This window comes from Erwinia persicina, from assembly GCF_014838825.1.
Taxonomy (GTDB): domain Bacteria; phylum Pseudomonadota; class Gammaproteobacteria; order Enterobacterales; family Enterobacteriaceae; genus Erwinia; species Erwinia persicina_A.
This window is the reverse complement of the sequence record NZ_JACYMO010000001.1, coordinates 470,088-484,445: the sequence shown is the minus strand read 5'-3', so window position 1 is coordinate 484,445 and position 14,358 is coordinate 470,088. Positions and strand designations below refer to the sequence as shown.

Below are 14,358 nucleotides of genomic sequence, written 5' to 3'. Positions count from 1 at the left end.
CTGAGTCCGGCTCTCGTTTGCTACCGGGTTGTCGGCGCATTGTTTCAAACCCTGGATGGAATGAAAAATGAAATTGCAGCAGCTGCGTTACATCGTTGAAGTGGTGAATCACAATCTCAACGTCTCTTCAACGGCCGAAGGACTCTATACCTCGCAGCCCGGGATCAGTAAGCAAGTGCGTATGCTCGAAGATGAGCTGGGTATCCAGATTTTTGCCCGTAGTGGCAAGCATTTAACCCAGGTTACCCCCGCCGGCCAGGAAATCATCCGCATTGCGCGCGAAGTGCTGTCGAAAGTGGATGCCATTAAATCGGTTGCCGGTGAGCATACCTGGCCCGACAAGGGTTCGCTGTACGTTGCTACCACGCACACGCAGGCCCGCTATGCGCTGCCGAATGTGATTAAGGGATTTATTGAGCGCTATCCCCGGGTTTCCCTGCACATGCACCAGGGCTCCCCGACGCAGATTGCAGAAGCCGTGTCGAAAGGGAATGCGGACTTCGCCATTGCCACCGAAGCGCTGCACCTGTATGACGACCTGATCATGCTGCCGTGCTACCACTGGAATCGCGCCATCGTCGTGACGCCTGACCATCCGCTGGCGGCAAAAAGCAAAGTGTCCATTGAAGAGCTGGCGGAGTATCCGCTGGTGACCTATACCTTCGGTTTTACGGGCCGTTCAGAACTGGACACGGCGTTCAACCGTGCCGGGCTGACCCCGCGTATCGTCTTTACTGCCACGGATGCTGACGTGATTAAAACCTACGTCAGACTGGGCCTGGGCGTCGGGGTTATCGCCAGCATGGCGGTTGATCCGGTGTCCGATCCTGATCTGGTGCGCATTGAGGCTACTGATGTGTTCAGCTTCAGCACCACGAAAATCGGTTTCCGCCGCAGTACGTTCCTGCGCAGTTATATGTATGATTTTATTCAACGTTTTGCTCCGCACCTGACACGTGATGTGGTTGATACCGCCGTCGGACTGCGTTCAAACGAAGATATCGAAGCGATGTTTAAAGACATTAAACTCCCGGCGAAATAATCACGACAGGGCGTGCATCGAGGAGAAAGAGCCGCAGCGCGGCTCTTTTTTTTTACTTTTATTTGCCCAGCCATCACCATTCGTTAAGGCTCTTTCATTATTTTTCCGTAAATGAAACATGTATCACATGTTTATTGATTGTTATTTCTTAAATGAGAAACAGTACACATTTTTCAATCTGCCTCTTTGCGTGACCTTAGGATGATTCTCATACTCTAGTTATAACTCTTAAAGAGTGCCTGCATGTAAAGGATAACGAAAAGGAACTCCAGTTATAAATGGATCTACGGTGGAACCCGGCGGGTTGAATTTGTGTTAAGGATTATTTATTACGGCCCAGTTGAGTTAGGACCTTTAATTAATCTTATTCATGCTTGATTAAACCTGTTAATCGTTTTGTACAATAAAAATTACTGGATTTTGCAACAGAGAATGTTTAGGATTCATCCTAATTTCTGATTGGTTCAAACAATCGTTTCTAATGAGAGTGATTATCAAAAACTATGGCGACGAGATTATCTGTACAACCCGGTTTCGGGGACAAGACCATCAAGGTGGAGCGTAACAGCAATCTGAGACGCAAAGCCTGGTTGGCGGTTTTCGCTGCTTCAGCACTGTTTTGGGTGGTGGTGGGCTTATTCGTTTGGCGGATGTGGGGGTAATCAATGCACCTGAGACAGCCTGAGCAAAAAGTACAGCAGTTACGCAAAACCAACGAGCGTTTCTGTAAAGCTAAAAAAAATGACACTCAGCAGGCGATCCCGGCATCCTGGGAAATGAATGACCTGCAGCGTAATTTTATTGAATCACTGTTTGAAGATACCAAAGCCAATTAACGCGGGCAGTATCCATACTTAGCTTTTTTCTGAGACTTGAAAATAAAATAGCTCTTATTACCATTCAGGCCGATGTACTGGTCAGGGCATTTTGACGCCCGCTTTTGATGCTAACAGCATCACTTAACGGTAAAACGCTCACCGCTTACGATCAGCGTTTCATGATGTACGTTTTGGTCAGAATGACCTGAAGGAGTCTGAAAGTGAACTTAACTCAAATTACCTGGTTCAGCACCTGGACATTTTCTGCCCTGTTCTGGACCAGCGCGTTATGGATTGCACTGATGGTGCGTTAATACCCATTTAGTGATCTTTTCCGCGCCCTAACAAATAGCGCCCCGCTGGCAAGTACAGCGGGGCGCTTTTGTATTTTATTTTCAGTTTGTTTCAGCTGTTGTCAATTAGTGTTGTTATCAAAACGTTGCGATTCGATTGTGCTATCTTTAAACAGACCTTGTTATTAATAAGGTTTTACCCGGCATCTGCATTTGTGGGTTTGCTGCCTCTGCGATGATTTGGGTTTACTGTCAAAAGAACACGCAATGGAGGAGCAATGTCGACAACCCTACGCCAACTCACTCAGGACACCCTGTCTGTCCACGATCGCCAGTATCACTATTACAGCCTGGCAAAAGCCGCGACTGAACTGGGCGATATTTCACGTTTGCCAAAATCCATGAAGGTACTGCTGGAAAACCTGCTGCGCTGGCAGGATGGCGACTCGGTTACCGCAGAGGACATACAGGCGCTGGCCGGCTGGCTGAAAGACGCTCATGCTGAACGCGAAATCGCCTACCGGCCCGCGCGCGTGCTGATGCAGGACTTTACCGGCGTGCCGGCGGTGGTGGACCTGGCGGCGATGCGTGAAGCCGTAAACCGCCTCGGCGGCGATGTGGCCAAAGTGAATCCGCTCTCTCCCGTTGACCTGGTGATTGACCATTCAGTGACGGTTGACCACTTCGGCGATGATGACGCCTTCGAAGAAAACGTTCGTCTGGAGATGGAACGTAACCACGAGCGTTATGTTTTCCTGCGCTGGGGGCAAAAAGCTTTTAACCGCTTCAGCGTGGTGCCGCCGGGCACCGGGATCTGTCATCAGGTTAATCTGGAATACCTCGGGCAGGCCGTCTGGCACGAAGATCAGGGTGGGCAGGAAGTGGCTTACCCCGATACCCTGGTTGGCACCGACTCGCACACCACGATGATAAATGCCCTTGGCGTGCTGGGCTGGGGCGTGGGAGGCATTGAGGCCGAAGCCGCCATGCTGGGACAGCCGGTGTCGATGCTGATCCCGGATGTGGTCGGTTTCAAGCTGACCGGCAAGCTTAAACCCGGGATCACCGCCACTGACCTGGTGCTGACCGTCACGCAAATGCTGCGTCAGCACGGCGTGGTGGGTAAATTTGTCGAATTTTACGGTGATGGTCTGGACGATCTTCCGCTGGCTGACCGAGCCACCATTGCGAATATGGCCCCCGAGTATGGGGCGACCTGTGGCTTTTTCCCGGTTGATGCCGTGACGCTGGGTTATATGAAGCTGACCGGACGCAGCACCGAGCAGGTGGCGCTGGTCGAAGCCTACAGCAAGGCGCAGGGATTGTGGCGTGAAACCGGTGACGAGCCGGTCTTTACCAGTGCGCTGGCGCTGGACATGGGGCAGGTGGAATCGAGCCTGGCCGGACCTAAACGTCCACAGGATCGGGTCGCCCTGGGCGATGTGCCAGCAGCGTTTCGCGCCAGCAATGAGCTGGAAGTGAATCGCGCACTGAAAACCCATAAAACCGTCACCTACCAGGACAGCAGAACCCGTCAGCAGCACTCACTGGAGGACGGCGCGGTAGTTATCGCTGCCATTACCTCCTGCACCAATACTTCCAATCCCAGCGTGCTGATGGCCGCCGGTCTGCTGGCAAAAAAAGCCGTTACCCTGGGGCTGCATCCTAAACCCTGGGTTAAGGCATCGCTGGCACCTGGTTCAAAAGTGGTGTCTGACTATCTTGCCGCCGCGCGCCTGACTCCCTATCTGGATAAGCTGGGCTTTAACCTGGTGGGCTACGGCTGTACCACCTGTATTGGTAACTCCGGTCCGCTGCCTGATGAGGTCGAAAACGCCATCAAAGAAGGGGACCTGACCGTGGGTGCCGTACTGTCAGGGAACCGTAATTTTGAAGGTCGCATCCATCCTTACGTCAAAACCAACTGGCTGGCTTCGCCGCCGCTGGTCGTGGCTTACGCACTGGCCGGCAATATGACGCTCAACCTGCAAACTGACCCTCTGGGGGAAGACACTACCGGCAAACCTGTTTATCTCAAAGACATCTGGCCCTCTCCGGAGGAGATTGCCGAAGCCGTCCAGATGGTTTCTACCGATATGTTCCATAAAGAGTACGCCGAAGTGTTTGAAGGCACGCCCGAGTGGCAGGCGATCAAGGTCAGTGAGGCGGCCACATACGACTGGGACGAGGGGTCGACCTATATCCGCCTGTCCCCTTTCTTTGATGATATGGAAAAGGAACCGAAACCCGTTACCGATATCCGCGGCGCACGCATCCTGGCGATGCTCGGGGATTCCGTCACCACCGACCATATCTCTCCGGCCGGCAGTATCAAGGCCGATAGCCCGGCAGGACGCTACCTGCTGGAGCACGGTGTGGCGCGTGAGGACTTTAACTCTTACGGTTCCCGTCGCGGGAATCACGAAGTAATGATGCGCGGTACTTTTGCCAATATCCGTATCCGCAACGAAATGGTACCGGGGGTGGAAGGGGGGATGACCCGCTATATTCCCGGTGATGAACCGATGGCGATCTATGATGCAGCCATGCGTTATCAGCAGGCAGGCATTCCGCTGGCCGTGATTGCCGGTAAAGAGTATGGCTCCGGTTCCAGCCGAGACTGGGCAGCAAAAGGTCCACGCCTGCAGGGTGTAAGGGTGGTGATCGCCGAGTCGTTCGAGCGTATTCACCGTTCTAACCTGATCGGTATGGGTATTTTACCGCTGGAATTCCCCACCGGCGTGACGCGAAAAACGCTGGGGCTGACCGGAGATGAGCTGATAAATGTCCAGGATCTTCAGCAGCTGACGCCGGGCTGCGTGGTGAAAGTGTTGCTGACGCGGGCTGACGGAAGTCAGAACGTGCTGGATGCGCGTTGTCGTATCGATACGGGTAATGAGCTGACCTATTATCAGAACGACGGCATTCTGCACTATGTGATCCGCAACATGCTGCAGTAAGCGGGCGGGTAGCCCGACATCGCATAAAAAACCCCGGCTGTCAGGCCGGGGTTTTTTTATGCGTGAGAGGGACTCGCGGAATTACTTCGACAGCAGGTGGCCCATCTTCGCGGCTTTAGTATCCAGATAGTGCGCGTTGTTAGGATTTCGTCCGACGATCAGCGGGACGCGCTCGGTAATGTTAATGCCGGCTTCCGTCAGGATCTCCACCTTACGCGGATTGTTGGTCAGCAGGCGGACTTCATGCACGCCCAGCAGCTTGAACATGTCTGCACAAAGGGTAAAGTCACGCTCGTCGGCAGCGAAACCTAACTGATTGTTCGCCTCGACCGTGTCGTAGCCTTTATCCTGCAGCGCATAGGCGCGGATTTTATTTAACAGGCCGATATTACGGCCCTCCTGGCGATGATAAAGCAGGATCCCACGTCCCTGCTCGGCGATCTGCGTCAGTGCGGCCTCCAGCTGGAAGCCACAGTCGCAGCGCAGGCTGAACAGGGCATCGCCGGTCAGACACTCCGAATGGACGCGCGAAAGCACTGGCTTGCCGTCAGAAATATCGCCGTAAACCAGCGCAACATGGTCATGCCCGGTTGCCAGTTCTTCAAAACCTACCATAAGGAAATCTCCCCATGGCGTGGGCAGATTTGCTTCTGCTACCCGTTTAAGCTGCATGTGACTCTCCAGAAACTTCAGGTGTTGCGCTATTATCTGATAACGCAGTGTCAGTGACCTGACGCAAACAATTGAGGCTATTTTGCCACAACACGACGCGCGGCGGTTAACACGTTAGAGCGATTGATTTAATAGCGCACAATTATCGCTATCACAATCCTTATGTTATTATTTTTAAAGCTAATCTTATATCAAGGTTGTGATATCAACGGCGCTAAGGAAAAACACATGGCAGATATCCTTAAACGAACCACCTTCGGCATGCTGTTGCTCCTGCTGATGCCGCTCGGTGTAATGCTGTCAGGCTGGCACTGGCAGCCCGTCGCGATGGGATGGGGCCATAAGGTGCTGTTCTGGTTTACCGAAACGGTCACCAGCCCCTGGGGGATACTCACCAGTGCTATCCTCAGTGCCTGGTTTCTCTGGTGCCTGCGTTTTCGCTGGAAACCCGCTGTATTTCTGCTGGGCATCATTATTGGCGCGCTGTTAACCGGGCAGTACACCAAAAGTTTGATCAAAGAACAGGTGCAGGAGCCACGTCCCTATGTGCTCTGGCTGGAAAAGACCTATGGCATCAGCGGTCAGGCATTTTATGAGCAGAAGCGACGGCAGCGCAGCGTGATGGTGCGTGATGCGGTGGCAGATAACCCGCAACTGCCCGACTGGTTAAAGAAACACTGGGCCTTTGAAACCGGATTCGCCTTCCCCTCCGGGCATACGATGTTTGCTGCCAGTTGGGCGTTGCTGGGCGTTGGCCTGCTGTGGCCGCGCCGCCGCTACGTCACCATTGTTTTGCTGATGGGGTGGGCGGTGGCGGTGATGGGAAGCCGCCTGGTTCTGGGCATGCACTGGCCGCGTGATTTAATCGTTGCCACCCTGATCAGCTGGCTGTTTATCACCCTGGCGACCTGGCTGGCACAGCGATTCTGCGGTCCGTTAACCGTGCCGCCGCAGGAGCAGGAAGAGATCGCCGGGCGGGAAAATGACGCCAGCGGATTGTAAAGACGCTATTCTGTCCCCACCTCTTATGTTCACCTGCCGTAGGTGGCAGACTTAAGCGCGGTGGCCGCAGTGGAATGTGACGATAACTCTCGCATCTGGACAAGCATCAGAACGTTTTTTTTGGCATAATTCATCTGGTTAACACCAGGTTATGGGATGGACTGTGAAATATTTGCTGATTTTTTTAGTGGTGCTGGCGATTTTCGTCATTTCTGTCACGCTGGGCGCGCATAACGATCAGGTCGTTACGTTTAACTATCTGCTCGCCCAGGGTCAGTTCCGCGTGTCAACGCTGCTGGCAACGCTGTTTGCGGCTGGTTTCCTGCTGGGGTGGGCAATCTGTGGGCTGTTCTGGCTACGTGTTCGTGTTTCACTGGCGCACGCTCAGCGTAAAATTAAACGTCTTCAGCAGCAACTGGGGCAGACAGACGAAACTGTGACAACGTCACAGGTTACTGTCGTCAAGGAATAAACACCTATGTTAGAACTGCTGTTTCTGTTACTCCCCGTCGCCGCCGCCTATGGCTGGTATATGGGGCGCAGAAGTGCGCAACAGGATAAGCAACAGGAAGCCAGCCGCCTGTCACGCGACTATGTGACCGGGGTTAACTTCCTGCTTTCTAACCAGCAGGATAAAGCCGTTGACCTGTTCCTGGACATGTTGAAAGAGGACAGTGGAACGGTCGAAGCGCACCTTACCCTGGGTAACCTGTTCCGTTCACGCGGTGAGGTTGACCGCGCCATCCGCATTCACCAGGCCTTAATGGAAAGTGCCTCTCTGACCTACGACCAGCGACTGCTGGCCATCCAGCAATTGGGCCGTGACTATATGGCCGCTGGCTTTTACGACCGTGCTGAACAGATGTTTGGCCAGCTGGTGGATGAAACCGACTTCCGCATCAGCGCTCTGCAGCAGTTACTGATTATTCACCAGGCGACCAGTGACTGGCCAAATGCAATTGAAGTGGCAGAACGGCTGGTTAAGCTGGGTAAAGACCGTTTGAAGATGGAAATTGCCCATTTCTACTGTGAACTGGCCCTGCAGGCCATCAGCAGCGACGATCTTGACCGTGCCATGGGGTTGCTGAAAAAAGGGGAGTCGGCCGATCGCGACAGCGCCCGCGTTTCCATCATGATGGGGCGTATCCACATGGCGAAGGGCGAATATGCCAAAGCGGTGGGTCACCTGCAGCGGGTGATTGAGCAGGATAAAGAGCTGGTCAGTGAAACGCTGGAGATGCTGGAAGGCTGCTATCAGCACCTCTGCCAGCCTGGCGCATGGGCAGACTATCTCAAACGCTGCGTGGAAGAGAACACCGGGGCGGCAGCAGAGCTTTACCTCGCCGGTATTCTCGATCGGGAAGAGGGGGCTGAAGTGGCCCAAACCTATATCACGCGCCAGCTTCAGCGGCATCCGACCATGCGTGTTTTCCATCGGCTGATGGATTTTAACCTGCAGGAAGCCGAAGAGGGCCGTGCCAAAGACAGTCTGATGGTGCTGCGTGATATGGTCGGGGAACAGATCCGCACCAAACCGCGTTACCGCTGCCATAAATGTGGCTTCACCGCCCACGCACTTTACTGGCACTGTCCGTCATGCCGCGCCTGGTCATCGGTGAAACCGATCAGAGGTCTGGACGGACAGTAAAAATGACCCGCCTGTGGCGGGGAATGACCCGCTTTAGTTACAACATACTAAGCAGTAGTAAACATAAAGATGCCAGCAGCCACAGCGTCGGTAAGGGTCAGACAGGAAGAGGGTCGATTCTCTGTGCATTTGCCTTTGTCACAGGTAGAATGCATCCCGTTTATCGTTTGCGCCATGCGCTGCTCCATTTGAAGAGGGTATTCCATGCTTTCACCTCAGGTAACCGGCTCACCGATTGTGGTGGCGTTAGATTATGCCGATCGCAATAGTGCCCTGGCCTTTATCGACCACATTGAACCCGGCAGCTGCCGCCTCAAGGTGGGCAAAGAGATGTTTACCCGTTTCGGGCCACAGTGGGTAGACGATCTGCAACAGCGCGGTTTTGAGGTTTTCCTCGATCTGAAATTTCATGATATTCCCAACACGACAGCCCATGCCGTTGCGGCCGCAGCTGATCTCGGCGTATGGATGGTTAATGTCCACGCCAGCGGTGGGGCACGGATGATGACGGCGGCACGAGAGGCCCTGTTACCCTTTGGCAAAGATGCGCCGCTGCTGATTGCGGTCACCGTGCTGACCAGCATGGATACGGAAGATCTGCGTGGCCTGGGCATTGAACTTTCTCCAGCGGAACAGGCCGAACGCCTGGCGCGGCTCACCCATCAGTGCGGACTGGACGGCGTGGTCTGTTCTGCTCAGGAAGCCCGGCATTTTAAACAGATCCTCGGCCAGACGTTCCGGCTGGTCACTCCGGGCATTCGTCCGGTAGGCAGCGATGCGGGCGATCAGCGGCGGATTATGACCCCGCAGCAGGCGCAGCAGGCAGGGGTCGACTATATGGTGATCGGGCGACCGATTACCCAGTCCAGCGATCCTGCCGCCACGCTGCGTAGCATCGCTAACGAGTTACAGGGGGCATAATGGCAGATGACAACAGCCGGCTGGTTTACTCCACGGAAAGCGGACGCATCAACGAACCTGAAGCGACAGTGCCGCGTCCGAAAGGGGATGGCATTGTCCGCATACAGCGTCAGACCAGCGGCCGCAAAGGAAAAGGCGTATGCCTGATTAGCGGTATTGATCTTGATGATGCGGAGCTGGCAAAGCTGACGGCTGAACTAAAAAAGAAGTGTGGCTGCGGTGGTGCGCTGAAAGAGGGGGTGATCGAGATTCAGGGCGATAAACGCGACCTGTTAAAAACGCTGCTCGAAGCCAAAGGTATGAAGGTCAAACTGGCCGGCGGGTGAGTTTTCCCCTTAACAGGGCCGAACGAAGTTCGGCCCGCGATACGCTGCTTTATTATTTGTCGATTTGATGTCCGATGATCCCACCTACTGCGGCACCCCCCAGGGTACCCAGTCCACTTCCGTTTGTCAGAACAGAACCACCAATAGCGCCAGCACCTGCGCCGATTGCTGTATTACGATCGCGTTTAGACCAGTTTGAGCATGCGCTCAGGGAGAGAACTAATGTAGCGGCCAGCAAGCCAGCGGTAATGCGTTTTGCAGTGATTGACATATTTACTACTCCTTAATTGCAGCAACAGAGATACTCATTAAGTATAGAAGATGCTCTGCGTTATCGATCCTGCACCGGCTTGTTTTCTGGTGATTTATGTCACCTAACGCGTAAAATTCGCGTAAATAATCGTCTGTGTGTGAATCCGCCGGGCCAGGACTCCCTCACCTTAACCGGATAGTGAGATCTCTAACTATCACTGGGGTAAAGGCAATGACTTATTTTGAAATATTGCTGGACGTCTTTACAGGTAAAAAATCTTAATTTCCGCGCCTATTTTTTCCGTACCGCCCCGCAAAATAGTGCCTTCAGCCGGATCCTGCCTCTGATACAGCCAATGTCTCCATACCCGCCTGTACCTCTCGCGCAGACAATAACTCCCTGGCCACAGTGGAGAGAACGACATGCTGGAACAACTTAAGCAACAGGTACTGGACGCGAATCTCGCGCTACCGCGCTACGGACTGGTGACCTTTACCTGGGGCAACGTCAGCGCCATTGATCGTGAACAGGGAGTGATCGTCATCAAGCCCTCCGGCGTCAGCTATGACGATATGAAGCGGGACGATATGGTGGTGGTGGCACTGGCATCAGGAGAGGTGATTGAAGGTGATAAACGGCCTTCATCCGACACCGATACTCATCGTGCGCTCTATCTCGCCTGGCCCGAAATTGGGGGGATTGTCCATACGCATTCCCGCCATGCCACCATCTGGGCCCAGGCAGGGAAGGATCTGCCCGCCTGGGGGACCACCCATGCTGATGACTTTTACGGTGCCATACCCTGTACCCGGCAGATGCGCGACAATGAGATTACTGAGCGCTATGAGTGGCAAACCGGGCAGGTGATCGTTGAAACACTGCAACAGCGCGGTATCGATCCGTTAGCAATCCCCGCCGTGCTGGTTAACTCACACGGACCTTTTGCCTGGGGGCGCAGCGCCGAAGACGCCGTACACAGCGCGGTGGTGCTGGAAGAGGTGGCCTATATGGGCATTTTCAGTCAACAACTGACCCCGCAGCTACCGGCGGTGCAGCAGGTCTTGCTGGATAAACACTATCTGCGCAAGCACGGTAAAAATGCCTATTACGGACAGAAATAGCTGGTATATCCGCGGCTAACCGCCATCCATGCGGTTGTCAGCATGACGCAATACTCAGCGGCAGGTCGTCAGCGTGGCGGCCTGCGCCCACTTCCCTCCTTCACCAGTCTTTTCTCCTTTTTCCTCCCGCCAGCCTGCAGGCGCTATCGCGCATATTCCCGGCGGCTTTATCTGTTATTTTTCTTAAAAATCAAACACCCATTTAGCACGGACAGACTCTGGATTAGGCTGGGGCTGCGTATAACGCATAACTAAACAGAGGATAATTCTATGACCGTTGTAAATCAGACTACCTGCAGGCTGTTTAACGAAGCGGGACAAATGACCCAGCTGTCCGCTTATTACGAGGAAGAGCGCCGCACGATGTGGATGATGCTGCGAGCGCAGCCGCGTCCGAGTTTTAACCATCAACTGATCGAAGAGATCATGAACCTCAGCTATGCCGCACAGCGCTCAGGATTACAGATAGACTTCTGGGTAACGGGTTCACTGGTTCCCACCATGTTTAATGCGGGGGGCGATCTGCGTTTTTTTGTCGAGTCTATCAAGAACGGGCGGCGGGAGGCGCTGCGGGCCTATGCCCGCGCCTGCGTTGACTGCATCCATGCCGCTGCACGCGGCTTTGATACCGGAGCCGTCAGCATTGCGATGGTGGAAGGCAGTGCGCTGGGCGGAGGCTTTGAGGCCGCACTGGCGCACCACTTTATCCTGGCGCAAAATACGGCCAGGATGGGGTTCCCGGAGATTGCGTTTAATCTCTTCCCGGGAATGGGCGGGTACTCTCTGGTGGCGCGTCGTTCTGGAATGAAGCTGGCAGAGGAACTGATCTGTGAAGGGGAGTCGCATACGGCGGAGTGGTTTGAAACCCGGGGCCTGGTCGATCGTCTGTTCCAGCCGGGGGACGGCTACCGCTGTACCCGCACCTTTATCGATACGCTCAGACCGAAACTTAACGGGGTGAGGGCAATGCTGAAAGCGCGTCAGCGCGTGCTGCAACTCTCCCGGGCGGAACTGATGGACATCACCGAGGACTGGGTGGACTTCGCCTTTACCATGGAGCCGAAAGACATTGCTTATATGGAACGCCTGGTGCAGTTGCAAAACCGGCACAGCGCGCAGACCCTGCTCAAAGCGGGATAAATCTCACCTTCAGGGAGCCGTGATGGCATGATGCCGCGCAAGCCAGTGTCCCAGCTCCTCCACGGGCATTGGCTTCGCGTAGAGAAACCCCTGACGGATATCCACGCCGTTCGCCATGACAAACGCTGCTTCCTCCTCTGTTTCAATGCCTTCTGCGATCACCTCTAAATTAAGGGCTTTAGCGACCGCTACAATCGCCCTGACCAGCGACTGAGACACCTCATGATGATTAACGCCGCGGATAAAGCTCTGATCCAGTTTAATGGCATTAATTGGCACGCGAGCCAGCTGTGACAGGGAGGAGTACCCAGTGCCAAAATCATCAAGATGCACCGCCGCACCCAACGTCTGGAACTGTTCCATCAGCGTCTGCGCCTGCTGCTCATTTTCAATCAGGCAGCTTTCTGTCAGCTCAATATCGATGGGGCAGTCAGTCAGCCCCGCCTGGTCCAGCGCCAGTTTCAGGTCGGTATAAATGTTCTGGTCGATCAGCTGACGTGGCGAAACATTGACCGCGACGCGCAGAAATATCCCCTCTTTCCTCCAGAGCAGGATTTGTTCCAGCACGGCCAGCATAACCCAGCGTCCCAGCGGTATTATCAGCCCTGACTCTTCGGCATAGGAGATGAAACTGTCCGGGGGGATCAGCCCGCGTTCGGGCGACATCCAGCGCACCAGTGCTTCCACGCTGGTCACCGAACCATCGGCATTCAGCTTCGGCTGATAGTGCAGCACCAGCTGATGCTGGTCGAGCGCTTTACGAAGGTTGGTGTCTAGCCAGAGATATTCGAAGACGCGCTGATTCATCTCAGCAGAAAAAATACAGAATTTTCCGCGCCCGTTCTCTTTCGCCGTGTACATGGCCGTATCGGCATTACGGATCAGACTCTCACGATCTTCGCCATGCTGCGGGGCGAGGGCGATGCCGATCGAACAGCCGGAATACACTTCGATCAGGCCAATACGGAACGGCTGTTTAAGGCGCACAAGGATACGGGAAGACATCGCCTCCAGCGCGGCCTGGCTGGTATCCTCTGCCAGCACAATAAACTCATCACCACCCAGACGTGCCAGGGTCTGATCCTTATCCAGGCAGCTCAGGATGGCCAGAGAAACCGCCTGCAGAAGCTGATCGCCAAACATATGCCCGTAGGCATCGTTCACTTTTTTAAAATTATCCAGGTCAAGGTAGACCACGCCAGTCTGCTGAACGGTACGCTTTTCCAGGGCTTCGGTGATTTCCTGATTAATGGCGTTACGGTTTGGCAACCCGGTAATGGTGTCGGTATTGGCCAGCACCCGCAGGCGCTCCTGTGCGCGGCGTTCTTCAGTGATATCCATGCCCGAACAGATCAAATAAATTTCATTTTTCCCGCTACCGCTGTGTACAAATTTATTGCGGAACAGGAAGAGACGCTGACCTTTCCGGGTCTTGATCCAGCGTTCCACTTCATACGAGCTGCCTTCACGAAAAAAGGTACTGATATTTCGTCGTGAGGCTGCCGCTTCCTGACGAGACATAAACAGCTGGAAGACATTGCGACCAATGACTTCCTGTTCTTTCAGCCCGGTATACTCTTCCGACAGGCGATTAAAGCGCTGAATATTGCCTTGCTGATCGACGATGACGATCACCGAATTCGCTTCCGAAACGACCTGTTCTGCAAACGACAGGCCCAGCACCAGGTCACGGGCAACAGAGGAAGTGTCACCCCAGGCGGAGGCGGTGCCGGCCCAGGCGATCTGCGACACTTTTCTGCCGACAAGGTGCATGGAAAGCTCCGTGCCATGAAGCGTAATGGTGAGATTCACACTGGAGGTGATGACGGTCATATTGCGCAGCATACCGGCCTGGGAGGCCGTCAGGGGAACGGCGATATTGGTGATACCGCCTTCATCTTCAGCGAAATGCAGGGCATCGCTGTCGGAAGATAAACGCCAATGAGGGCTGCTGGTGCCAAAATACGCATACAGAAGCGATTGCCCTTGTTCATCGGTCATTTTTTTTCCCTCGATGCTACTTAGCAGATGGTATCTTCTTATTTTAGCAACAGTATTCGGCAACCCGCAGGATCACAAGTGACCAGGACAATATATTTTTTTGCTGAAAATTTCCGGGTAGCATAAAAAACCCCGATCGGGCGATCGGGGTAGCATATTAG

Annotated in this window: 14 protein-coding genes; 11 read left to right on the top strand and 3 right to left on the bottom strand. The window is 54.1% G+C overall.

Going from position 1 to position 14,358, the window contains the following annotated elements:
• Positions 1-67 precede the first annotated feature (67 nt).
• From cysB to acnA, 4 genes are all read left to right on the top strand, one after another.
• Entirely contained in the window at positions 68-1,042 is a 975-nt protein-coding gene (gene cysB, locus IFU29_RS02250) for an HTH-type transcriptional regulator CysB (RefSeq protein ID WP_062743153.1), read from the top strand.
• Between the two features lie 503 nt (positions 1,043-1,545).
• Positions 1,546-1,704, top strand: a complete 159-nt coding sequence (locus IFU29_RS02245) for a YmiA family putative membrane protein (protein WP_191932482.1) — start codon at positions 1,546-1,548, stop codon at positions 1,702-1,704.
• Positions 1,705-1,707: 3 nt separating this feature from the next.
• Complete coding sequence (locus IFU29_RS02240; RefSeq protein WP_191933143.1) at positions 1,708-1,878, top strand: AraC family transcriptional regulator; 171 nt, start codon at positions 1,708-1,710, stop codon at positions 1,876-1,878.
• A gap of 553 nt (positions 1,879-2,431) precedes the next feature.
• Positions 2,432-5,113: an aconitate hydratase AcnA gene (gene acnA, locus IFU29_RS02235; RefSeq protein ID WP_191932481.1), complete on the top strand. Its 2,682-nt coding sequence runs from the start codon at positions 2,432-2,434 to the stop codon at positions 5,111-5,113.
• Between the two features lie 81 nt (positions 5,114-5,194).
• Here the strand turns inward: acnA and ribA are convergent, their stop codons facing one another.
• Positions 5,195-5,785 carry a GTP cyclohydrolase II gene (gene ribA, locus IFU29_RS02230; RefSeq protein ID WP_191932480.1) on the bottom strand — a complete coding sequence of 197 codons (591 nt, stop codon included), beginning with the start codon at positions 5,783-5,785 and terminating at the stop codon, positions 5,195-5,197.
• Between the two features lie 228 nt (positions 5,786-6,013).
• Here ribA and pgpB point away from each other — a divergent pair, with 228 nt between their 5' ends.
• From pgpB to yciH, 5 genes are all read left to right on the top strand, one after another.
• A complete protein-coding gene (gene pgpB / locus IFU29_RS02225; protein ID WP_191932479.1) occupies positions 6,014-6,787 on the top strand; it encodes a phosphatidylglycerophosphatase B in 774 nt (257 codons plus the stop codon).
• Between the two features lie 163 nt (positions 6,788-6,950).
• On the top strand, positions 6,951-7,259 hold the full coding sequence (locus IFU29_RS02220) for a lipopolysaccharide assembly protein LapA domain-containing protein (protein WP_191932478.1): 309 nt from the start codon (positions 6,951-6,953) through the stop codon (positions 7,257-7,259).
• Between the two features lie 6 nt (positions 7,260-7,265).
• A complete protein-coding gene (lapB, locus tag IFU29_RS02215; protein WP_191932477.1) occupies positions 7,266-8,435 on the top strand; it encodes a lipopolysaccharide assembly protein LapB in 1,170 nt (389 codons plus the stop codon).
• Between the two features lie 204 nt (positions 8,436-8,639).
• Positions 8,640-9,356, top strand: a complete 717-nt coding sequence (gene pyrF / locus IFU29_RS02210; RefSeq protein ID WP_191932476.1) for an orotidine-5'-phosphate decarboxylase — start codon at positions 8,640-8,642, stop codon at positions 9,354-9,356.
• Entirely contained in the window at positions 9,356-9,682 is a 327-nt protein-coding gene (yciH, locus tag IFU29_RS02205) for a stress response translation initiation inhibitor YciH (protein WP_191932475.1), read from the top strand. Before pyrF ends, yciH begins: the two co-directional genes overlap by 1 nt.
• 52 nt (positions 9,683-9,734) lie before the next feature.
• Here yciH and osmB read toward each other — a convergent pair whose 3' ends face one another.
• Complete coding sequence (osmB, locus tag IFU29_RS02200) at positions 9,735-9,953, bottom strand: osmotically-inducible lipoprotein OsmB (protein WP_062743161.1); 219 nt, start codon at positions 9,951-9,953, stop codon at positions 9,735-9,737.
• A 404-nt stretch (positions 9,954-10,357) separates the two neighbouring features.
• Between osmB and araD the strand changes: the two genes are divergently transcribed.
• Both araD and IFU29_RS02190 read left to right on the top strand, forming a co-directional pair.
• Positions 10,358-11,056, top strand: coding sequence for an L-ribulose-5-phosphate 4-epimerase (araD, locus tag IFU29_RS02195; RefSeq protein ID WP_191932474.1), 699 nt, complete (start codon positions 10,358-10,360; stop codon positions 11,054-11,056).
• Positions 11,057-11,326: 270 nt separating this feature from the next.
• Positions 11,327-12,196, top strand: coding sequence for a crotonase/enoyl-CoA hydratase family protein (locus IFU29_RS02190; protein WP_062743163.1), 870 nt, complete (start codon positions 11,327-11,329; stop codon positions 12,194-12,196).
• Between the two features lie 9 nt (positions 12,197-12,205).
• Here the strand turns inward: IFU29_RS02190 and pdeR are convergent, their stop codons facing one another.
• Entirely contained in the window at positions 12,206-14,197 is a 1,992-nt protein-coding gene (gene pdeR, locus IFU29_RS02185; RefSeq protein ID WP_191932473.1) for a cyclic di-GMP phosphodiesterase, read from the bottom strand.
• Positions 14,198-14,358 lie beyond the last annotated feature (161 nt).

Excerpts from the sequence above, each read along its gene's own strand:
- IFU29_RS02245 (WP_191932482.1), top strand. The coding sequence starts at position 1,546 with ATGGCGACGAGATTATCTGTACAACCCGGTTTCGGGGACAAGACCATC.
- lapB (WP_191932477.1), top strand. The coding sequence starts at position 7,266 with ATGTTAGAACTGCTGTTTCTGTTACTCCCCGTCGCCGCCGCCTATGGC.
- IFU29_RS02240 (WP_191933143.1), top strand. The coding sequence starts at position 1,708 with ATGCACCTGAGACAGCCTGAGCAAAAAGTACAGCAGTTACGCAAAACC.
- pdeR (WP_191932473.1), bottom strand. The coding sequence starts at position 14,197 with ATGACCGATGAACAAGGGCAATCGCTTCTGTATGCGTATTTTGGCACC.
- osmB (WP_062743161.1), bottom strand. The coding sequence starts at position 9,953 with ATGTCAATCACTGCAAAACGCATTACCGCTGGCTTGCTGGCCGCTACA.
- pyrF (WP_191932476.1), top strand. The coding sequence starts at position 8,640 with ATGCTTTCACCTCAGGTAACCGGCTCACCGATTGTGGTGGCGTTAGAT.
- acnA (WP_191932481.1), top strand. The coding sequence starts at position 2,432 with ATGTCGACAACCCTACGCCAACTCACTCAGGACACCCTGTCTGTCCAC.
- yciH (WP_191932475.1), top strand. The coding sequence starts at position 9,356 with ATGGCAGATGACAACAGCCGGCTGGTTTACTCCACGGAAAGCGGACGC.
- IFU29_RS02190 (WP_062743163.1), top strand. The coding sequence starts at position 11,327 with ATGACCGTTGTAAATCAGACTACCTGCAGGCTGTTTAACGAAGCGGGA.
- ribA (WP_191932480.1), bottom strand. The coding sequence starts at position 5,785 with ATGCAGCTTAAACGGGTAGCAGAAGCAAATCTGCCCACGCCATGGGGA.
- cysB (WP_062743153.1), top strand. The coding sequence starts at position 68 with ATGAAATTGCAGCAGCTGCGTTACATCGTTGAAGTGGTGAATCACAAT.
- araD (WP_191932474.1), top strand. The coding sequence starts at position 10,358 with ATGCTGGAACAACTTAAGCAACAGGTACTGGACGCGAATCTCGCGCTA.
- pgpB (WP_191932479.1), top strand. The coding sequence starts at position 6,014 with ATGGCAGATATCCTTAAACGAACCACCTTCGGCATGCTGTTGCTCCTG.